This is a genomic window from Breoghania sp. L-A4, assembly GCF_003432385.1.
Lineage (GTDB): Bacteria > Pseudomonadota > Alphaproteobacteria > Rhizobiales > Stappiaceae > Breoghania.
On record NZ_CP031841.1, the window covers coordinates 438,046 to 459,016 of the forward strand.

A 20,971-nucleotide genomic window follows, 5' to 3' on the forward strand; every position below is an offset into this window, starting at 1 on the left:
CCAGCAAATCGCGCGCGCGCGAGGGCGCGAGCCTGCGGGGGCCTCGACCGCGGGCACGGCGGCGCGCGCCCAATCCGGCAGAACGGTGTCGGGCGCGGCCGTGCGGGCCTCGCTCCCGGAGGCCGCGGCGGCATGCATCGAGGCCCCGGGCCGCTGCCAGTGCAGGGCGCGGAGTTCGCCCTCCGCGTCGCGGATCTCGCGGGCGCCCGGTCGGAGGCCGCGCTCCACCAGCGCGTGCCAGCAGTCGTCGGACGCGCCGCGCGCCGGCCGCCAGCCGCAGACCACCAGCCGGTCGCGCGCCCGGGTCATCGCCACATACAGAAGCCGGCGGTATTCCTCGCCCGCCCGGGCGTGAACCGCCTGAAGCGCGTCGTGATGCCACTGGGTGCGCTCCGCCTTGACCGGCAGCCAGACGAGCGCGGGGGCGGAGAGCGGATTGTCGTCCAGCGCGCGGGGCAACACCGCAGGGTCGTGGCTTGAGTGCACGGGTTTGGCGCCGGTATCGACGAGAAACACCACCGGCGCCTCCAGCCCCTTGGCGCCGTGCACCGTCATGATGCGCACCGCGCCCGCCGCCGCGTCCATCTCGCGCTTCACCTGGGTGGGCGCGGCGGTCAGCCAGGCGAGGAAGCCTTCCAGTCCCGGAACGCCGGTGCTCTCGTAGGCCAGCGTCAGCGACAGGAATTCGTCCAGCACGTCGTCGACTTCCAGCCCCAGCCGTTCGCGCATCCGCCGCCGCCCGCCGTCGGGGCCGAGCACGCGGGCGAAGAACTCGTAGGGCGGCACGAAGTCGGCGCGCGCGCGCCAGCGCTCCAGCTGCTCGTAAGCGACGCGGAATTTCGGCTCCTCGCGCGCCGCCCGGCCCAGCGCCCGCCACAGGGTCGCGGGCCGCTTGTGGGCGATCTTGAACAGATCGTCGTCGTCGAGCCCGAACAACGGGCTCTTGAGCAGCGCCGCCAGGGACAGATCGTCTTCGGCCAGCAGGATGAAGCGGCCCAGAGCCACAAGGTCCTTGACCGCGATGTGCTCGTTGAGCACCAACCGGTCCGAGCCCGCGACCGGAATGTCGCGGCTCTTCAGCGCCCGGTTCAGCGCCTCGACGAAACCGCCGCGCTTGCGCAGCAGCACGAGAATGTCGCCCGGTCCGGCGTCGCCCGTCCGCGTCCACTCGAGAATCTGTTCGGCGATGCGCTCCGCCGTGCGGATCATCGGGCTGCCGGGGCCGGCGCGGTCGAGAGGCGCCATCCAGTCGTCGTCGGCGTCCGCCTCCTCGGGCGCCAGCAGCGGCCAGATCTCGACCAGTCCGGGATCGTTGCGGCGCACCGCCTCGTGCACGGTGGCATCGTTGTCCTGGGACAGCCCGGCGCGGGTCGCGGGGTCGGCGAACACCTGATCGACCGCGCCGAGCACGTCGGGCGTCGAGCGGAACGACAGAGTCAGCCGCACGTCGTGGAAGGTCGCTTGCGCGTTTCGGGCGCGGGCGTCAAAGAAGCGGCGCATCTCGGCAAAATAGGCGGGCACCGCACCCTGGAAGGAATAGATCGACTGTTTCTCATCACCCACGGCAAACACCGTGCGGATGCCGGGCCGCGCGCCTTCTCCGGAAAAGAACTCCTCCGCCAGTGCCTTGATCACCTGCCATTGGCGCGGGCTGGTGTCCTGGGCCTCGTCGACGAGAATGTGATCCAGCCCCTGGTCGAGCTTGTATTGCACCCATTGGGCGGCGGCGGCGTTCGACAGAAGATTTGCGGTCTTGACCACCAGATCCTCGAAATCGAGCATGCCGCGGCGGCGCTTGTCGCGCTCGTAGCCCTGCAGCACAGCGTCCGCCAGATGAATCAGCGCGACGGTGCCCTCCACGGTCGCCACCGCCTTACGGTGTTCAAGCAACGCCTGCAGCCGGTCGCATTCGCGCTGCATGAGATCGATGATGTCCGGGTAGGTCTCATTGATCTTCTTGGTCGCCATCGCCTTGTAGGGATCGCCGGACTTGGTGAAGAACACCGACAGGTACGCCGCCCTGCGGGTCGCCGCGTCCGCGCCCAGCACGGACATGTCCAGAGCCTCGGCTTTCGTTGCGTCCGTCTTGCCGCCGGCGCGAAAGGCCTCGGCGATGGCGCGACGGCGCTCCGGCTCGATCAGCGCGGCATCGAGAATATCCGCCTCCAGCGCCGCGATGCCCTCCCCCGGCGCCACGCCAAAAGCGCCGGCAAGCTGGCCGAGCGCCGTCTCCAGCGTCCCCGCCTCGATGATCCAACGGTAGAGATCGTCGCGCCGGTTGATGATCTCGGAGACCGCGCTTTCCACCTTGGCGTCGGAAAACAGATCGATCAGCGTGCGCAGGGCGCGGCCCAGCGGCGCCTCGGTTTCCTCGGCGGCGCGGTGCAGCACCCGCGCGCGCGCCTGGGCCATCAGCTCGCGCTGCACCCGCTCGTCGAGCACGGTGAAATGCCCCGCGACATTGGCCTCCAGCGGGAACTGGTGCAGCAGGCTTTCGCAGAACCCGTGGATGGTCTGGATCTTCAGTCCGCCCGGCGTCTCAAGGGCGGCGGCGAACAGCCGGCGCGCGCGGGCAAGCCGGCGCCGGTCGGGCCGCGCCTCGCCCATGTCCTTGATGGCGTCGGCAAGCTGCTCGTCGTCGAGCGCGGTCCAGCTCGACAGAATGGTGAAGACGCGGCTGGCCATCTCGGCCGCCGCCGCCTTGGTGAAGGTAAGGCACAGCAGGCGCGCCGGATCGGTGCCCGCCAGAAGCAGCCGCACCACGCGGCGGGCAAGCACGAAGGTCTTGCCGGAACCGGCGTTGGCGCTCACCCAGGCGGAAGCCTGCGGATGCGAGGCGCGCTCCTGGCTGTGCCGGGTCTGGACGGGGATATCCATCACGCGGTCTCCTCGTCGTCGCCACCCAGCGACCATTCCTGCACGCGGGCGAGATGATCATAGTCGCCGTCCACATTGCCCTCGAATTTCGGCCGCGCGCGCGACAGATAGCCCTGGGCCTCATCGTCGTAGGCGGCAATCAGTCCCGCCAGCCGGGCCAGCGCGTTGTCGGCCAGATCGCCGATACCGCCTTCTTCGGGATTGCGCGGGGCGTAGTCGCCCGGCGTCGATCCGCCGCGCAGCACCACATAGGCGAGTTCGGAGACGGGTCGCGCCGGATCGATGCCCTCAAAGCCGCCCAGCCGCAGCATGGCCGCTTCCAATGGCAGTTGCGGTGCGAACAGGGTTGCGACTTCCTTCCTGGTCGGGGCGCCGCCGGTCTTGTAGTCGATGGCCGCGAGCGAGCCGTCGGTCATCTCGTCGATGCGGTCGGCGCGGCCGGTGAGCCGAAACACCCCGTCGCGGCGCGGCAGCGAAATGCTGCCCGCGACCTCCAGGTGCCGGCGCGAGACGCGTGGGTTGCGCGCGGCCTCGAAGCCGATGAACCAGTCGGCGATGCGCAGGAAGCGCGGCCACCACAGTGCATGCACCTCCGGGAAGGCTTCCAGATCGCGGAACTGCTCCCGGCCAAGTGTGATGAGCCGGTCGCGCGCCCCCGCGTCATAGGGGCCGGAGCATTCGGCGAGGAAATCCGCCAGCGTGTCATGGATGATCGTGCCGCGATCCGCCGCCCCCGGGCTCGCGGCCAGCGGATCGACCGGGTCGAGCCCAAGAATGCGCTTGGCGAAGATCGCGTAAGGATCGCGGATCCAGGTCTCCACCGAGGTGATGGAAATCTGCTCCGGCCGGGCGGCGACCGGTGGCTTGGGATTGGGCCGGGCTGCGGGCCGGGGCGGCCCTGCGGCGCGGTCGAGCGCGCGCGCCCAATCCGTGTAGCGCGTGCCGCGGGCGCGTGCGGCGTCGGCCACGTCGGAGCCCGCAACCGTCAGCACCCGCTGCAGCCAGCGCGAGGCGACCGTCGGTGCGCCGCCGCTGCGTCGCGAGCGCGATAGCACCACGCGGTCCGCACCCATGCCTTGCGCGAAATCATGCGCCGCGAGACCGACGCGCCGCTCGGGCGGCTCCAGTCCGACGTCGCGTTTCATCGGCCGGTTGAGCCAAGGATCGTTGCGGGTCGTGGCGGGCCAACTGCCCTCGTTGAGCCCGGCCAGGATCAGGATATCCGGCCGGTGCAGGCGCGCTTCTAGGGGCCCCCAGATGTGAATGCGCGGATCGGCCGCCACACCGCCATGCACGGGGCTTCCGGCGATCAGCGCGTCAAACACGCTCGGCCAGTCCGCGGCCGGGATCTCGAGGCCCACATCGCGCGCCTCCATGATGCCCGTCATCGCCTTGGCCAGCGCCTCGCCGGCCTCCAGTGAGAACAGCGCCAGATCGGATCCTGTCTCGTCGCGCGCCACCGCCTTCAAGGCTTCCGCATGGGCTTCGGCGAGCGGTGCCACGGCCACAATGCCCGGCTGCCGGCCGAGCGCTTCCAGCGGCTGCAGCGCGGCGGCGAGGCGCTGCGCCAAGTCGCGGATGCGCGCCCAGTCCTCCTCCTTCATGCGCCGCCAGCGCGGCACGTGAGCGGCGGTGGAGAGTGCATGCTCGGCCGCATCGATCGCCGCCAGCAGGCCATGCGTCCCGTCCTGCGGGCGTGGGCCGCGCAGCACGGCGCGTTCCAGCGCCCGCGCCGTCTCGCGGATGTCGGCGGCGGGCAGGCCGAGGCGCGTGAGCGGATGCTTGAGAAGCGCCAGAAGCGCCACCGGTTCGAGTCCGCCAAGCGCCGCCTGAGCCGTGAGCCGGGCGAGCATCGCGGGCGGCGTCTGGTCCAGCGGCCGGCCGGCGGAATCATCGACCTCCAGGCCCCAGCGGCGCATTTCGCCCGCCACCCGGCGCGCCAGCGTCCGATCGGGTGTTACCAGCGCCGCTGTCCTGTCGTTTTCCACCGCCTCGCGCAGCGCCATGGCGAGCGCCAGCGCTTCCTCCACCTCGTTGCGCGCTTCGATCAGATCGACATCGGCGAAGGCCGCGCCCGCGCGCGCCGCGACGGGCTCCTTGAAGAAGGCCTGCCAGCCGTCCGTGGTTTCGGCGGGACGCAGGCTTTCGGCCACGATCCGCTCGCGATCGCGCAGGTGTTCGGCGACCGAGCCGGACAGTTCGGAAACATCTGCGCGGCTGGCGCGCAAATGCGAGAGCAACTGCTTGAGGCCGTATTGCGGATGGCCGGGCACGGCGGGGCGATCGGGATTGGCTGCCCCGCCAAGCGCGTCCCACACGTCGTCTGGCATCGTCTGATCGAGCCCCGGCAGGATCACCGCGCCCTGATGCAGATGTGCCACCACCTTGATGAGATCGGCGGTGGCTGGCACGGAGCCGGTGGAGCCGGCGACGATCACCGGCCCGCTCGGAGGATCTTGCGCAAAGCGCGCCGCCTCGCGACGAATCAGGGCCGAGCGCCTGGCGTTGGGGTCCATAGCGCCGCGTTCGGCCAGATAGGCGGGCCAGGCCTCGGTGGCGATCTTCAGGAAATCCAGAGTGATCTGCCAGTAGCGGGAGAAATCGTCGGGCACCAGCGCCTGGATCGCCTGCCAGTCGGCTTCTTCCGTTTCGATCTGGTCCATCAGCGACAGCAAATCGGCGGCGAGCCAGGCGGCGTCGGCGGGAGAGGCGGGCACCGCCATCGGTTCGTCGGGTCCGAGCTTGAGGACTTCGCGACGCACGTGGCCGGCCCAGCCGAGGATCAGCCGGGTCATGGCGAGGCGGCGTTCGAGCCCGGAGATCGCCGGGGCCAAGGGTTCCGCATCCGGCTCGCCGCGCAGCAGCACCTCGTCCTCGTCGGCGCCGCCCAGCGGACGGATGCGCGGCAGCAGCGCGGCACTGCCGCCCAGCGCCAGGCGAAAACTCTCGCGCAATGTGCGCGCCGCGCGGCGGGTGGGCACGAAGATGGTGGCGTCGGCCAGCGCCAGTGGGTCGCGCGCCGGATCGAAACCGGGGACGAGTTCGCCGCTCAGCAGCGAGTCGACCAGCGTGTCGAGAAACGCAGCACCACTGGGGATCGTGAAGAGCCGTGCCGCCGGCCGAGTATCCGTCATTGTCGCGCCCGCTCCCCCGTCTGGCGAATCCCGGGCCTATCCTACAGCGCGCTGTCGCCGATGGCTTCCTCCGCCTCGCCGATCGCCTGCGGCGTGCCGACGTGAAGCCAGATTCCGTCCATGCGAACGCCGTAAAGCCGCCCCGCCTCGATGGCCCGGTCGAACAGCAGGTTGAGCGAGAAGGCGCCCTCGGGCGCGCCCTCGAACAGACGCGGATGCAGCATGGCGACGCCGGAATAGACGAACGGCGTCACCTCGCGATCGACGCGCCGCGACAGCCGGCCGCCGCTTTCCATCTCGAAATCGCCCGTGCCGTCATAGCCGACGCTGTTGACCGTGGAGGCGAGCAGCAGCAGCCCGTCCATCTCGCCGTCGTCCCAGCGCTCGGCCAGCACTTCCAGATTGGGCCGCATGCCCTCGATCCAGAAGCTGTCGGAATTGAGCAGCAGGAACGGCTCCTCGCCCAGATGCGGCAGGGCCTTGGTCACGCCGCCGCCGGTCTCCAGCAGCGCGGCGCGCTCGTCGGAAAGGATCACGGCGGGTGCTGTGCGCCCCGCCACATGACGTTCCACCTGATCGGCGAGGTGATGCACGTTGACCACCACGGATTGCACGCCGGCGCTTGCAAGCCGGTCGAGCGCATAGTCGAGCAGCGGCTTTCCCGCCACCGGAACGAGCGGCTTGGGCAGTGTTTCGGTGATCGGTCGCATTCTCGTGCCCAGGCCTGCGGCCAGCACCATTGCCCGTGTCGGGCGCGTCACTGTCATCGGTTCTTGTCCATCCGGATCGTCTGTGTGGTCTCAGTCGGCTGTGCACGTGGGGTCGCTGGCCGTGCCGGTCAACGCGCCACCTGTGGACGATGCCCCGCCGGGCGCTACTGCGCCGGCCCGTGCCGCTGATACCAGCGCTTTATGTCAGCCAGTGCGGGATGTTCCAGCGAACGGGCCAGATAGTCGCGCAATCTGGGGATATGCTTGCGGTAGCCCGGCTTGCCGTCGCGTTTGTCCAGCCGCACGAAAATGCCCAGGATCTTGGTCGCCCGATGGGCCGACAGCACCGCATAATCGCGGCGAAACGCGTCCGCGTCGAAGCCCGCGGCCTGCGCCCGGCGCAGCGATACATAGCGGGCGACCAGTTCCTGCTCCTGGTCATGCGGGATGGTCACGCGCGCGTCCTGCGCCAGCGAGGCGACGTCATAGGCGGTGGGGCCGATCACCGTGTCCTGATAGTCGATCAGCGCCAGCCGGTCCGTGCCGGAGCCCTGCGGCCGCCAGATCAGGTTGGGCGAGTGGAAGTCGCGCAGAACCCAGGTTGTTTCCGATCGCGCCAGTGTCTCGAACTGCGCCGCCCACAGCGTCTTGAACTCGGCCGCCGCCTCCGTGGGCACGGGTCCGCCGGTGACGTCGGGCACATACCAGTCGAGATAAAGCTCGGCCTCGATCGACAGGGCGCCGGCGTCATAGGCGGGAACCCGGTAGGTGCCGCCACCCGGCAGCGGCGTCACGTCCGGCCAGTCATGGGTGTGAAGTTCCGCCAGCAGATCGATGGCCGCCGCATAACGCTCAAGCAGCGGCGCGCCGTCGGCAACGATCGCCTCAGCGCCCAGGTCCTCGAGCAACAGCAGGCCGTGCGCCATGTCGTGGGCGAAGAGCTCCGGCGCGTGGAAGCCGCGCGCGCGAAGGCCCTCGCCGATACCGACGAAGGCGCGCACGTCCTCGGCCAGATGGGCGATCTGGCTGTAGGGCTTGCCGTCACGCACCGGCGGGCCGTCGGCCCTCTGCGGCGCGTTCATCAGGATCGCGTGCCGGCCGGCCCGCGCAATCCGCTCGTACGACCGCGTCGAGGCGTCGCCAAGCAGGAAGCGCCGTGTAGCGCGCGTCCAGCCCGCCTCGTCGAGAAAGCGCCGGATCCGCAGCGTGCGACCAAGCCGCGCCTCCCAGTCGCCCGTCTGCCAGTCGAGGCGCGCGACGCGCGAGTCCGCAGTGGCGCCCGCGGACAGGCTCAGCAGCAGCGTGTCGGCGGGCAGGGCGCTTTCGGCACGTTGCGGCCATTCGACCAGCGCCGCGCCCTCGCTTGCCGCCTCCTCGAACCCGAGCTCCTCGAGTTCGTCTTCATGTTCGATGCGGTAAAGATCGAAGTGGGAGACCGTCAGGCGCGGGAACGCATAGGCCTGCACCAGCGTGAAGGTGGGGCTGGGAACCTCGAGGTCCGGATCATCGGCGAGCGCGCGCAGCACGGCGCGTGCCAGCGTCGATTTTCCGGCGCCCAGATCGCCGTGCAGGGCGACGACATCGCCCGGGCGCAGGATGAGCGCCAGGTCCTCGGCGAGCCGGCGCGTCGCCGCCTCGTCCGGGAGGTCGATGGTGAGGGAAGCGGCCACTGACAGTCTCCGCTACTCGGCGGCCTCGCGCTCCGGGATCCGCGTTTGTATGGGGAACCTGCAGATGACGGTGGTGCCGACGCCTTCCTGCGACTGGATCTCGACGGTGCCGCCGTGCAGCTCGACGAAGCTCTTGACGATGGCCAGACCCAGGCCCGCGCCGCGCCGCCGGGAGCCGGAGGTGTGGCCGACGAACCGGCTGAAGACTTCCTGAAGGTGTTCCTCGGAGATGCCGCAGCCATGATCGCGCACGACAAAGCGCAAATCGTTAGCCGTGCGCGTGCAGGTCAGTTCCACGACGCCGCCCTTCTCTGAGAAGCGCAGGGCGTTGGAAATCAGGTTGAACAGCACCTGGCGCAGCCGGCGTTCGTCGGCGATCAGAACGCCGATGTCATCAGGGACGTCGGCGCGCAGCTCGATGTCGGCTTCCACCAGCCGGTCCTTGACGCCCTCGACCGCGCCGTCGACGGCGGCCGCGATGTCGACCTCGCCGAGATCCAGCTCCATGATGCCGGCGTCGATGGTCGCGAGATCGAGAATGTCATTGATGATCGCCAGCAGCGCCGACGACGACGACATGATGTAGTTGGTGTATTCCGCCTGCTTGCCGGTCAGGTCGCCGAACTTGGAATCCGACAGCAACTGGGCAAAGCCGATGATGTTGGTCAGCGGCGAACGCAGCTCGTAGGACACCTGCTGGATGAAGGTGTTCTTGAGCTGGTCGGCCTCGCGCAGCGCATCGTTCTTGTCGCGCAGGGCGCGTTCCACGTTGACTGTATCGGTGGCGTTGACGAAGGCGATCAGCGTGCCACCGTCGGGCAGCGGCACGGTGGCGTAGTCGATGACGTTGCCGTCGGGGCGTTCCATGCGGCCCGCGGTGCGGCTGCGGTTCTCCGCAAGGCCGGTGACCGAGGTGGTGAGGTCCTTCCATGTGTCCGGCTCGGGATGCAGGCGAGAGCAGATGCCGACAATGGTCGAGATATGCGGGCTGTCCGCCAGATCCTCGGCGCTGAGCTGCCAGATCGCGCCAAAGGCGGGATTGTGCAGGCGCAGGCGGCCGTCGGAGCCGAACACCGCCACGGCTTCCGACAGATGGTCCAGCGTCTCGCCCTGAACACGTGTCAGCGCGTTGTAGCGGCTCTCAAGCTCAAGCCGTTCCGTGACGTTCTCGTAGATGTAGGTGACGCCGCCCTGGGCGTGTGGATTGGCGACCACGCGCAAGGTTTGCCCGTCCGGCAGGTGCCACCAGAAATCGTCGGGCTCGAGCGACTGGTAGGCTTCCAGATGCTTGCGGCGCCAGTCGCGATAGTCCGCCTGCTCGGGCAGCTTGCGGGCGGCGCGCATGGCGTCGAGCACGGCGCCGTTCGCCGGGCCGCCTTCCAGGAAGGATGAGTCGAGACCGAACAGGGTCTGGAACGCGGCGTTGTGGAACTGCAGCCGCCGGTCGGGGCCGAAGATCGCCACCGCCGTGGCGAGCTGGTCGAGCGTGCGGGCGTGGAACTCGACGGTGCGCTTGAGCTCCTCGCGCACCTGTTCCATTTCGTTGATGTCGATTGCCATGCCGGCGCTGCCGGCGGCGCCGGAAACGTCAATGACGTCGAAGACCCGGCGTTCTCCGGCGGAGATGATCGGCATGCGCGCCTGGAAACTGTCGCCGGCGGCGCGGTTGGCGCTTAGCGCCTTGCGGCCTGCCGCGTCGAGGAACTCGGCCTTGTCCTGCACGGCCGCCTCGGGGTCTTTCGCTTCCACGGCATCCGCGTAGGCCTTGTTGACCCAGTTCATGTTGCCGTCCGCGTCGCGCAGCCAGACAGGCCCCGGCAGCTCGTTCAGCAAGGTGCGTACGGTCGCGATCTGCTGCTCAAGCCGCGCATGGCTCTCGGCGAGCCGCGCCTGCGCCAGCCGTTCGCCGGACAAGTCGCGCAATCGCAGCACGGCCCATCCGCCGGCCGTCCGCCCGCTGGCTTCCACCGATCCGCCGCTGCGGGTGGGCAACGTGCGTGTGAAGGCCTGACCGTTCTGGCGCAAGGCATCGACGTCGGCTTCGAGTTGCGCGGCGGAGCCTGGCTCCAGCCAGTTGCCGAACGCCAGCAGCCCTTGCGCGCCGCGCGGGGCGCCGCAAGCCGGATCCAGCCCGCCGATGACCAGGGGATCGCTGCTGCGGCCGTCCCAGATCACCAGCCGCTGGTCGTCGGTGTCCAGCAGCGACTCGAACCGGTCGAGGCGCAGTTTCAAATCGGCGTTTTCGATCTTGAACTTGTTGGTCAGCGCCTGGAACCGGCGCCGGCTGCGCATCAGAACAACCGCGTTGGCCACGCCAAACGCGACGGCGCCGAACAAGGCGCTGAACCAGGCGACCTGGAAGGACGTGAGACCATAGGCACTGAGCGAGAGCTGTGCGGCGTCCGCGGCTTGCGTCGTTGCCAACAACGTCGCAAGGCTGGTGCCTGACAGAATCCTTCTCTGCCACGCTGCGTTGGAACGCGCGCGTTTTCCGCCGAATGCCGGCATCTGGTTGGTCCCCTCCGCCACTGGAGGCTTGTGAAAAAACGAAGCCAAACGCCGCGGTGCCTCACGCTGAACGTCTGATTCGCTTAACCATAACGCGTTTGCGAATCGTGAAGAAGAGTAGCTTTCCTTAAAAACAGACGGGGCGCGCCATCTGACGCGCCCCGTGGAGTCAACCCTTGGCCTCGCGGAGTCCCGCAAGACCTGATCAAACGGTGGATAACATGGTGCGGCTACGCACCAACCCGATCAGTACTTGTAGAGGTCGCTCTTGAACGGGCCGGTCTTGTCGATGCCGAGATAGGCGGACTGCTCGTCGGAAAGCACCGTGAGCGTGGCGCCGAGCTTCTCCAGATGCAGCCGCGCGACCTTCTCGTCGAGATGCTTGGGCAGCACGTAGACCTGGTTCTCGTAGTTCTCGCCCTTGGAGAAGAGCTCGATCTGCGCCAGCACCTGGTTGGTGAAGGAGGCCGACATCACGAAGCTCGGGTGACCGGTGGCATTGCCGAGGTTCACCAGACGGCCCTGGGACAACAGGATCATGCGCTTGCCATCGGGGAACTCATACAAGTCCACCTGGTCCTTGACCGGGCGACGCTTGGTGTTCTTCAGGGCCGCGACCTGAATCTCATTGTCGAAGTGACCGATGTTACAGACGATCGCCATGTCCTTCATGCCCTGCATGTGCTCGAAGGTGATGATGTCCTTGTTGCCGGTCGCGGTGACATAAATGTCCCCTTCCGGCAGGACCTGTTCCATTGTCTTGACTTCAAAGCCGTCCATGGAGGCCTGGAGAGCGCAGATCGGATCGATCTCGGTGACGATCACGCGGGCGCCGGCGCCCGCCAGAGACTGAGCGGAGCCCTTGCCCACATCGCCATAGCCGCAAACAACCGCAACCTTGCCGGACATCATGACATCGGTGCCGCGGCGAATGCCGTCGACGAGCGACTCACGGCAGCCATAACGGTTGTCGAACTTGGACTTGGTGACACTGTCGTTGACGTTGATCGCCGGGAACGGCAGGCCGCCCTTCTTCTGCATTTCATAAAGACGCATGACGCCGGTTGTGGTTTCTTCTGAAACACCGCGGATCAAGTCGCGCTGCTTCGTGAACCAACCCGGGTTCGCGGCCATGCGCTTCTTTATCTGGGCAAAGAGGTACTCTTCTTCCTCGGAGGTCGGATTTTCGATGAGATTCGTCTCGCCGGCTTCGACACGCGCACCCATGAGGATGTAGAGCGTCGCATCGCCGCCATCATCGAGGATCATGTTCGCGCCATCGGGGAAGTCGAAGATCTTGTCTGCGTAGTCCCAGTATTCTTCCAGCGTCTCGCCCTTGATCGCGAAGACCGGAACGCCAGTGGCGGCGATTGCCGCGGCAGCCTGATCCTGCGTGGAATAGATGTTGCACGACGCCCAGCGCACTTCAGCGCCCAAAGCAACCAATGTCTCAATCAGCACAGCCGTCTGGATCGTCATGTGCAGGGAGCCCGCGATCCGTGCGCCCTTCAGCGGCTTCGTATTGCCAAACTCTTCACGGCAGGCCATCAGGCCCGGCATCTCGTGTTCTGCAATCTCGATTTCAGTCCGGCCCCAGTCGGCCAGGCTGATGTCCTTGACGATGTAATCGGTGGCGGTTGTCATGAAGTGTATCCCGTCGTGGTTCGTCGGTGACGCCGTTCATCCGCCGGGATCCAGGATCCGGCAGCTTGGCTGGCGCGCGCACAGAAGTGAGATCGCCATGTGGCGGCGGGTGAGCGTCGCTCTCCGCCGGCCGGCGATAAATCGGTATGGTCCGCCGTATCCGCCGGACCTGACGGGGTTATAGCGTGCCGCGCCCGATCCGGCAATAAAGACATAAAGATTTCTTTATATCAGGTCGAGTGCGTATCCTGACGGTACAGGTCCGCGCGCGTCGGCGGCAGGCCGGAGGCGCCCTTGGCACGTTTGGACGACAGCGTCTGGAAGATCGACAACGTGCCGCGCTCGAAAGCCAGCGATACACCGCTGAGATAAAGAACCCACAGGCGAAAGCGCGCCTCGTCGGTTTCCGCGATCGCTGCGTCGGCGTTGGCGATCAGCCGTTCGGCCCACAGCCGCGTGGTGCGCGCATAGTGCTCGCGCCAGCCTTCGACGTCGTGCACTTCGAAGCCGTGCGCCTCAAGGTTGGTTACAGTCATGCCGATGTGGTCGACCTCGGCGCCGGGAAAAATATAGCGCACCATCGAGCGGTATTCGGCGCGTTTGCGGCGAAAGGCCTTCTCGCTCTTTTTTCCGCGCCGGGTGATTGCATGGTGGAGGTACAGCCCGCGCGGCTTGAGCAGCCTGTGCACCGCGCTGTAGTAGTCGTCGTGATTGTCGATGCCGACATGCTCGAACATGCCGATGGAGGAGATCTTGTCGAAGCTCTCGCCCTCCAGCAAGCGATAGTCCTTCAGCTCCACCGACACCTTGTCCTGCAGCCCGCGCGCGGCGATCGTCTTGCGCGCCAGCGCCAGTTGCTCCTGCGACAAGGTGACCCGAGTGCGGTGACGCCATGGTGCTCGGCCGCATGGCAGATCAGCGCACCCCAGCCGCAGCCGATGTCCAGCAGCCGGTCGCCCGGTTTTAGCCGCAGCTTGCGGCAGATCATGTCCAGCTTGTCGGCTTGCGCGGTCGCGATATCGTTGTCCCAGTCGGTGAAATAACCGCAGGTGTAGACCATCTCGGGATCGAGAAAGAGGCGGTAGAAGGCGTTGGAAACATCGTAGTGAAAAGCGATATCCTTCTGGTCGCTGCCCTGGCCGCGGGTCGCCGCGTCACCGGCATCCTTGCCGGTGTTCGCGTCGGTTGCGCTGCCCGGGGCGAACAGGAAGGCGAGAACGCTTTTGGCAAGCAGCGTTTTGTTCAGCCGCTTGCGGATCTCGCGGCTGCGCACCTTGGGGCGCTTTTCGGCGAAGTCGAACAGGCTGCCGCCGCGCAGATCGATTGCCCCCTGCATATAGAGATCGATCAGGGTCTTGGCGGACGGCCGGCGCAACAGGCGTGGCAGGGCGGATTGCGAAATTGCGACGCGCAACCCGTCGTCGGGTGCGCCTTGCGGAACGCGCGTGCCGTCCCAAAGCTCGATTGCGAATTCGAGACCCAAAATGTCATGAAGATGCGCACATAGCTTGCGGGCGGTGGCGAGACGGCGATCGGCGGCGACTGACGGCATTGGTTTCCTCTTGATGCTTCAACGACCGCTGGGGCGCCCGCGTTCAACCGGATATCATCGAACACGGGGAACAACCGCCCGCCTCTGAGGCGCGCGGCGCAGATCAGGCCGCAGGGTTGGGCAATGCGGCTGGAAACGCAATGGAATTTGTCAAATGTGCGACGCAGGGCGTCGCATGAGCGCGTGCTCAGTCTTTTTCGCCGAAGCCGTCCTCGACGAGATCCGCAACCGCGTCCATGGCGGCTTCGGCTTCCGGTCCGCTGGCTTCCACGTGGATGCAGCAGCCGGGGCTGGCGGCCAGCATCATCAATCCCATGATCGATGTGCCTCCGACCGTGTGCCCGTCGCGCGAGACGGTGATTTCGGCGTCGAACTGCTCAACCAGTTTCACAAGCTTCGCGGACGCGCGCGCATGCAGGCCGCGGCGGTTGACGATGGTCAGCTTGCGTTCGAGGCTGGTTTGCGGCGTGGCGATATCCCTCACTGTCCCGACAACACCTGACTGGCGACGGAAATATACTTGCGCCCGGCCTTGCGCGCTTCCTCCACCGCCTCGGTCAGCCCGATGTCGGCGCGGATGCTGGCCAGTTTGATCAGCATCGGCAGATTGACGCCGGCGACGACTTCGATGGCCTTGTCGTCCATCACCGAGATGGCGAGATTGGAGGGCGTCCCGCCGAACATGTCCGTCAGCAGCACCACGCCGCTGCCCTGATTGACCCGCTCGACCGCGGTCAGAATGTCCTGCCTGCGCTTTTCCATGTCGTCATCGGGCCCGATGGAGATGGTTTCGACCATTTCCTGAGGGCCCACGACATGCTCCAGCGCGGCCTTGAATTCCTCCGCCAGCCGGCCGTGGGTAACGAGGACGAGTCCGATCATGTTTATCCGCTAACTTTCCAGTTTGCTTGTCCGGTCGCCGGTCCCGCGCCCGATGGACTTCGGAACGGCTTCCCCGCCGCCACGAGGCAAGGCTTCGCGCGGCTCGAATTCGTGGCGCCAGGCAATGCCCTGCGCGCAAGCGCCCATCTTGGCCAGCCTTTGACGCAGTGCAAGGGAAATCCGACGGAATTCAGGTGAAAAACCGGACGGATTGCCCGTCGAGATCATGCAGTGCCGCCTGAACGAGCGGTATCGCGATCGTGATGTCGCGGCACGGGACCGGCTGCCGGGACACCATGATGCTCCCTGTGGCGGCATCCGCGGCCGGCTTGCGCCCCCGCCGTCCGTCGCCCCGGCCATCGTGTCGCACGCGTTCAGCACGCCGCTCACAGCCACCATCAGCGCGGCGGGCTCAGGCATCCGGTCAATGGTTTCTCGCGGCAGCAGATCGACAATAAGCCGAACGACGACGCGAGGTAAGTCGGGAAGGCTTCTGATCCCGCGGCCGTGCTGCTCGATCAATCCGCTGATGGTCTCAGGCGCGGAGGCGATCAGGCGATCGTTAGGCAGTGCGAGGTGCACCCGGTCGTCGCTCACCAGTGCGGAGTACAGTCCTCGCAGCCGCCAGGCCTCGATCAGCGCGATGGCGAGGGCGGATTTGCCGCTGCCGGAGGGGCCGCGGATCAGAACGCCCGCGGAGCCCAGGACCACGCAGCCGGCATGGACGGTTTCCGGGTGTCCCCGGCCCTCCGCTGCAGGGCTCACGACGCGCTTCCGACCGGCAGCCGCACGGTGAAGCGCGCGCCGAGGATTCGTTGGTCGCCCGCCGCGTCGGTCGCGACGCGATTGGTGGCGTCGATGGTGCCGCGATGGGCCTCGACGATCTGGCGTGATATCGACAGGCCGAGGCCCGAGTTGTTGCCAAAGTCCTCTCCGTCGGGGCGGTCCGTATAGAAGCGCTCGAAGATCCGCTCGGCGACGTCGGGCCGGATTCCCGGACCTTCGTCCTCGACGGTAATGATGATCTCGCGCCCGCTGCGTTTCGCGGTGACCTTGACGGTGCCGTCGGGTGGCGAGAACGAGCGCGCATTGTCGAGCAGGTTGTTGATCACCTGTCCCAGCCGGCCGTCGTCGCCCATGATCTGATAGGCCTTGTCGCCCCTAGCCTTCTCGACCACCAGCTCGATGTCCGGGCTGCCGGCGGGTTTGGTCTCGCGCGCGATCGACACGATGGTGGTCAGCAGCCGGGCGATGTCGACGGGCGCCGCGTCGGCGCGCGAAAGCTCCGCATCGAGCCGCGAGGCGTCGGAGATGTCGGAGATCAGCCGGTCGAGACGGCGCACGTCGTGCTGGATGACGTCGAGCAGCCGCGTTCGGCTTTCGTCGTTGCGCGCCAGCGGCAGGGTTTCCACAGCGCTGCGCAGCGAGGTCAGCGGGTTTTTCAACTCATGCGCCACATCGGCGGCGAACTGTTCGATGGCGTCCATGCGTCCGTAGAGCGCGTTGGTCATCTCGCGCAGGGCGCGCGCCAGGTGGCCGATCTCGTCCTGGCGGTCGGCGAAGTCAGGAATCTCCTGCCGCGACTTGACGCCGCGCCGCACGCGCTCGGCCGCCGCCGCCAGCCGCCGCACTGGACCGGCAATCGTGCCGGCCAGCAGCACCGAAAGCACCGTGGTGACAAGCGCGGAGACCAGGAACACCCGCAGGATGGCGACCCGTTCGGCGCGCACGATCGCGTCGATGTCGCCGCCCTGGGTGGACAGCAGCAGGGTTCCGAGGACGGCGCGGAAGCGCTGCACCGGCACGGCGACGGAGACGATCATCTCGCCCTTTTCCGAAACCCGCACGATGGAGGCGGGCGAGCCGCCCAGCGCCGCGGTCACTTCCGGATAGGTCTGGCCGTTGCCGCCGGCGCGTTCCTCGTACAAAGGCAGGTCGCCGCGGCGCAGCCACAAATTGAGCTTGCGCCACAAGGTGTCCGCCAGGCTCGGTTCTTCGGGTTCTGTCGGCGGCAGGTCGTAGCGCAGGATCTGGCCGCGCGCATACAGATGCCGCGAATCGAGGATCAGCGTGCCGTCGGAATCGTAGATTCGCGCCCGCGTCTTGGTCGGCGAAATCAGCCGGCGCAGCACCGGCGCGACGCGTTCGGGATTGATCGGAAACTCGAGCGCGCGGGTGTCGTCGTCCACCGGCGACAGGCTTTCGCCCGCCTGCAGCTCCAGCAGCCGCTCGGGATCGACGGTGATGGCGTCGGTATCCACGGTGGCCGACGCCGCGATGGCGCCGGCGATGATCTCGCCCTGGATCAGCAGGCTCTGGACCCGCGCCTCGATCAGGCCGGCGCGGAACTGGTTGAGATAGAGAATGCCGGAGGCCAGCGCGATCAGCGCCGCGAGATTGAGAACGACGATGCGCCGGGTCAGCGACGAAAAGATATAGGTGCCGAACAGGCCGCTGATGCGCGCGAGAATGCGGCGGCGGGCGCGCAGCCGGCTGACCCGGCGCGTCGCATCGCCCTTCGCAGCACCCGTCTGCGTATCGATCGCCATCGTGGTTCCCGTGGCCTTCTTGACGCCGGACAAGCCCGCCGGATTTCCGTCAGGCCGCACGTCACCCTTCGCGGAAGCGGTAGCCGACACCATACAGGGTTTCGATCTTGTCGAAATTGTCGTCGACGACCTTGAACTTCTTGCGCAGCCTCTTGATGTGGCTGTCGATCGTGCGGTCGTCAACGTAGACCTGATCATCGTAAGCCGCATCCATCAGCGCATTGCGGCTCTTCACCACGCCGGGGCGCTGGGCGAGCGAGTAGAGGATCAGGAATTCGGTCACGGTCAGGGTGACCGGTTCGCCCTGCCAGGTGCAGGTGTGGCGCTCCTGGTCCATCACCAGCTGGCCGCGTTCTAAAGACTTGTCGTCGTCGCTCTTTGGCGCGCTGGCGTCGCGCGGCTGGAAGCGGCGCAACACGGCGCGCACGCGCTCCACCAGCAGCCGCTGCGAGAACGGTTTGCGGATGAAATCGTCGGCGCCCATCTTCAGGCCGAAGAGCTCGTCGATCTCGTCGTCCTTCGACGTCAGGAAGATCACCGGCATGTCGCTGCTCTGCCGCAGGCGGCGGAGCAGTTCCATGCCGTCCATGCGCGGCATCTTGATGTCGAGGATGGCCAGGTCCGCCGTTTCGCCCACAAGTCCGTCGAGCGCCGAGGCGCCGTCGGTGAAGGTCTGGACGCGGTAGCCCTCCGATTCCAGCGCAATGGATACCGACGTCAGAATGTTGCGGTCGTCGTCGACCAGAGCAATTGTCGCCATGTTGATGCCTGTCTTTCTGTAGTCTCGACAATAAGGCCTTACGTCGGCGTTTGCCGAGGCATATGGGGCAAATTAAGGCACGGTACCACATCGGGTCCAAAACGGCATGATATTGGGCGGTTCCCGCCTCAGACGGCCGCCGGCAGGGCGCGCGGGCTCTGGCGATTGTCTCGACGATGCCAATGCAACGAACCTGGTGCGGCGCGCGTGTATGCGGAAGGTCAGGTGATGGACATATTTATCCATTTGGGCATGCCGAAGACCGGTTCGACCGCCTTGCAAACCGTTCTCCGGAACAATCACGCCGCCCTTGGCTCTGCCGGCCTGCACTATGTGCCGGATTTTCGCGACATTGCCGCCTCAATCCGCAAGACGCCCTTGCCGCCGGCCCAGGAGAAGACGCAACGCCGCCGAGGTCGCTCCCGGCCATTCTGCAATCCGCAAGCGGCGGCAGCCGATCACCGCTGTTTTCCGAAGAGACCGCCTATCTCGTCGAGGGTCGTCTCATCCGGGATCTTGCCGTGATGGGGACGCTGAACCTGCTGTTGTACGTGCGCCATCCGGTCGACTGGATCAATTCCTTCTTCAATCAAGTGATCAAGGCGCATCGCGTCACGATCACCGACATCGATACGTTTTCCATTGAGAACGATCGCCTGGCAAACTTTCTGGACATCGAAACCCACGTTGCGCGGTGGCGGACGCACGGTGGCGATCCGACGATCACCGTGCGTCCCTATACGCACCGGACGGACGTCATCGGCACGTTTCTTGACTGGATTGGCGCGGAAAAGCGGGGACTGTCTCCGCGGAGCGTTGCGTCCGATTTCTCGGTGGACCCCAACCCTGCCGCCGATGAGACGAGCTTGCGGGTGCTGCTGGACGTGAAGCGCCGGATGAAGGATCGGCCTCTCGAGGATCTGGCCGCGGCCATGACGCGGGCGCATCAGGCGTTGCGTGATCGATGGACCGGGACACCGGGTCTCGCCAATCTCGGCTTTTTGAGCGAGACCGAACGCCGAATGGTCGAGCAGCGGTATGCCGCGCAATACGACGGTCTTCTCAAGCGGTTTGGACAGGCAGGGTACAAGGATCTGGAAACCGGGAAACCCTTTCGCTATGTCGCGCGTGAATCGCTGCGCGAGGTTCTCCCGCACGAGAAAGCCCTGGCGTCGGAGATTGTGGCCGGCCTTTAGGTCATGACCTGGGGCGGATCCGGATCAGACGGCCGCCGGCAGGGCGCGTGCGAAATGTCCCGACACCCGCATCCAGCGCCGCAGCATCAGGATGATTGACACCAGAATGCCGGTGCCTGTGCCCGCCAGAAGGCCCACCGGGCCGATGTCCAGATGCAGGGCGAGGACCCATGCCGTGGGCACCCCGGCGAGCCAGAAGGCCGCCACCTGCAATCCGGTGGGAACCCACACGTCGCCTGCGCCGCGCAGCGCACCCATGCTGATCGCCATCGTCGCATCCGCGGCGATGATCCAGCCGATGAACCAGACGGCGTCCACCGCGTGCGCAAGCACCTCCGGCTGCTGCGTGAACACGCCGGCAACCGCCTCGGGCGCGGTCCAGAACAGGATGGAGGCGGGCACGGTGAGCACCACCCCGATGCCGACACCCGACCAGCCCGCGCGCACGACATTGCCCGCGTTGGCGCGGCCGATCGCGCGGCCGACGCGGATCGAGGTCGCTCCCGCCATGCCGATCGCCATCATGAAGACAAGCGACATCAGCGCCATGGCGATCTGATAGGCGGCCAGCGCGTCGGGCCCGAGCAGGCCCGCCAGAAACACCACCGTGGCGAAGGCGGCGCTTTCCACGCCCTGGGCGATGCCCATGGGCAGCCCGAGCCTGCGGATCGTGCGCCCGGTCTCGCCGCCGAGCCGCAGCATCTCGGAGATCCAGCGCCGCGGCGGGGCAAGGATGTCATGCACGTCGTGATCCATCGCGATGATCACCACATATATGCCGAGCATCACGGCCGCGAGGGTGCGCAGCGCGGAGGAGACGGCGACCGCTCCTTGAGCGCCGGCGGGTTCCATGAACCCGCCCCAGCCGAGCACCACGACGCCGTTCAGCCCGAAGTTGGCGACATTGGCGAACAGCATCACGACCATGGAGGCTTTCGGGCGGCCTGTGGCTTCGAGAAACAGGCTGAAGGCCGTGAACGCGAGAATGCCGGGTATGCCGCAGGCGAAGGCGAGGGACACGCCGGCCGCGCCGCGCGCAAGCTCCGGCGTCTGTCCCATGAATGTGTAGAACCGCTCGCCAAGCAGCGACCAGACGATGATCGCCACGCCGAACAGCAACCCGTGCGCCAGCCCCGCGCGCAAGACCCTGCCCGCGGCCTCCGGTCTTCCCGCGCCCACCGCCTGGGCGATCAGCACCACCGTTGCCTGTAACGCGCCGATGCCGATCAGCATCAAGGTCAACTGGAACGCGACACCCAGTCCCAGATAGGCGAGCTCGTTGCCGCCCGACCAGCCGGTCATGATGGTGTCGATGGTGAACATGACGAGAAGCGCGGTCCGCGATACAATGATCGGCAGGGCGAAGAACAGGGTGCGCGTGATGTGATAGCGCAGCGGCGCGGGAGCGTCCGGCATGCCGGGCGTGTGCGGCGTGTTCAGATCGGTGGACATGGCAACCCGGGTCGAGCCAACAGGGGAAATCGGACGC

The 20,971-nt window shown here is 66.9% G+C and carries 12 protein-coding genes and 2 pseudogenes; 1 reads left to right on the forward strand and 13 read right to left on the reverse strand.

Annotated elements, in window-relative coordinates:
* Positions 1 to 93: 93 nt before the first annotated feature.
* From addA to D1F64_RS02155, 12 genes and pseudogenes are all read right to left on the reverse strand, one after another.
* Positions 94 to 2,913, reverse strand: a pseudogene (gene addA, locus D1F64_RS02100) (double-strand break repair helicase AddA); the annotation flags it as partial.
* Positions 2,877 to 6,011, reverse strand: a complete 3,135-nt coding sequence (gene addB / locus D1F64_RS02105; protein ID WP_117411072.1) for a double-strand break repair protein AddB — start codon at positions 6,009 to 6,011, stop codon at positions 2,877 to 2,879. The gene addB and the pseudogene addA, both read right to left, overlap by 37 nt.
* 41 nt (positions 6,012 to 6,052) lie before the next feature.
* Complete coding sequence (locus D1F64_RS02110) at positions 6,053 to 6,778, reverse strand: nucleotidyltransferase family protein (protein WP_117411073.1); 726 nt, start codon at positions 6,776 to 6,778, stop codon at positions 6,053 to 6,055.
* A gap of 107 nt (positions 6,779 to 6,885) precedes the next feature.
* Complete coding sequence (tsaE, locus tag D1F64_RS02115) at positions 6,886 to 8,391, reverse strand: tRNA (adenosine(37)-N6)-threonylcarbamoyltransferase complex ATPase subunit type 1 TsaE (protein ID WP_117411074.1); 1,506 nt, start codon at positions 8,389 to 8,391, stop codon at positions 6,886 to 6,888.
* A gap of 12 nt (positions 8,392 to 8,403) precedes the next feature.
* Positions 8,404 to 10,815 (reverse strand): PAS domain-containing sensor histidine kinase, encoded by a 2,412-nt coding sequence (locus D1F64_RS02120; RefSeq protein ID WP_248304583.1) that lies wholly within the window; start codon positions 10,813 to 10,815, stop codon positions 8,404 to 8,406.
* A gap of 330 nt (positions 10,816 to 11,145) precedes the next feature.
* Positions 11,146 to 12,543, reverse strand: coding sequence for an adenosylhomocysteinase (gene ahcY / locus D1F64_RS02125; protein WP_117411075.1), 1,398 nt, complete (start codon positions 12,541 to 12,543; stop codon positions 11,146 to 11,148).
* 230 nt (positions 12,544 to 12,773) lie between these two features.
* A pseudogene (locus D1F64_RS02130) lies at positions 12,774 to 14,095 on the reverse strand (cyclopropane-fatty-acyl-phospholipid synthase family protein).
* A gap of 187 nt (positions 14,096 to 14,282) precedes the next feature.
* Positions 14,283 to 14,579, reverse strand: a complete 297-nt coding sequence (locus tag D1F64_RS02135) for an HPr family phosphocarrier protein (protein WP_117411076.1) — start codon at positions 14,577 to 14,579, stop codon at positions 14,283 to 14,285.
* Positions 14,576 to 14,977 carry a PTS sugar transporter subunit IIA gene (locus D1F64_RS02140; protein ID WP_117411077.1) on the reverse strand — a complete coding sequence of 134 codons (402 nt, stop codon included), beginning with the start codon at positions 14,975 to 14,977 and terminating at the stop codon, positions 14,576 to 14,578. Before D1F64_RS02140 ends, D1F64_RS02135 begins: the two co-directional genes overlap by 4 nt.
* A 9-nt stretch (positions 14,978 to 14,986) precedes the next feature.
* Positions 14,987 to 15,742 (reverse strand): HPr kinase/phosphatase C-terminal domain-containing protein, encoded by a 756-nt coding sequence (locus D1F64_RS02145; protein WP_117411078.1) that lies wholly within the window; start codon positions 15,740 to 15,742, stop codon positions 14,987 to 14,989.
* Positions 15,739 to 17,526, reverse strand: a complete 1,788-nt coding sequence (locus tag D1F64_RS02150; protein ID WP_117414359.1) for a stimulus-sensing domain-containing protein — start codon at positions 17,524 to 17,526, stop codon at positions 15,739 to 15,741. Before D1F64_RS02150 ends, D1F64_RS02145 begins: the two co-directional genes overlap by 4 nt.
* A gap of 61 nt (positions 17,527 to 17,587) precedes the next feature.
* A complete protein-coding gene (locus D1F64_RS02155; RefSeq protein WP_117411079.1) occupies positions 17,588 to 18,286 on the reverse strand; it encodes a response regulator transcription factor in 699 nt (232 codons plus the stop codon).
* Positions 18,287 to 18,468: 182 nt separating this feature from the next.
* Here D1F64_RS02155 and D1F64_RS02165 point away from each other — a divergent pair, with 182 nt between their 5' ends.
* A complete protein-coding gene (locus D1F64_RS02165) occupies positions 18,469 to 19,482 on the forward strand; it encodes a hypothetical protein (protein ID WP_162901226.1) in 1,014 nt (337 codons plus the stop codon).
* 24 nt (positions 19,483 to 19,506) lie between these two features.
* Here the strand turns inward: D1F64_RS02165 and D1F64_RS02170 are convergent, their stop codons facing one another.
* Positions 19,507 to 20,934 carry an MATE family efflux transporter gene (locus tag D1F64_RS02170; RefSeq protein WP_162901227.1) on the reverse strand — a complete coding sequence of 476 codons (1,428 nt, stop codon included), beginning with the start codon at positions 20,932 to 20,934 and terminating at the stop codon, positions 19,507 to 19,509.
* Between the last annotated feature and the right edge of the window lie 37 nt (positions 20,935 to 20,971).

Bases quoted from the DNA above. Each gene is read 5' to 3' on its own strand.
- D1F64_RS02155 (WP_117411079.1), bottom strand. From the start codon at position 18,286: ATGGCGACAATTGCTCTGGTCGACGACGACCGCAACATTCTGACGTCG.
- D1F64_RS02140 (WP_117411077.1), bottom strand. From the start codon at position 14,977: ATGATCGGACTCGTCCTCGTTACCCACGGCCGGCTGGCGGAGGAATTC.
- D1F64_RS02170 (WP_162901227.1), bottom strand. From the start codon at position 20,934: ATGTCCACCGATCTGAACACGCCGCACACGCCCGGCATGCCGGACGCT.
- D1F64_RS02110 (WP_117411073.1), bottom strand. From the start codon at position 6,778: ATGACAGTGACGCGCCCGACACGGGCAATGGTGCTGGCCGCAGGCCTG.
- addB (WP_117411072.1), bottom strand. From the start codon at position 6,011: ATGACGGATACTCGGCCGGCGGCACGGCTCTTCACGATCCCCAGTGGT.
- D1F64_RS02165 (WP_162901226.1), top strand. From the start codon at position 18,469: ATGCAACGAACCTGGTGCGGCGCGCGTGTATGCGGAAGGTCAGGTGAT.
- D1F64_RS02150 (WP_117414359.1), bottom strand. From the start codon at position 17,526: ATGGCGATCGATACGCAGACGGGTGCTGCGAAGGGCGATGCGACGCGC.
- ahcY (WP_117411075.1), bottom strand. From the start codon at position 12,543: ATGACAACCGCCACCGATTACATCGTCAAGGACATCAGCCTGGCCGAC.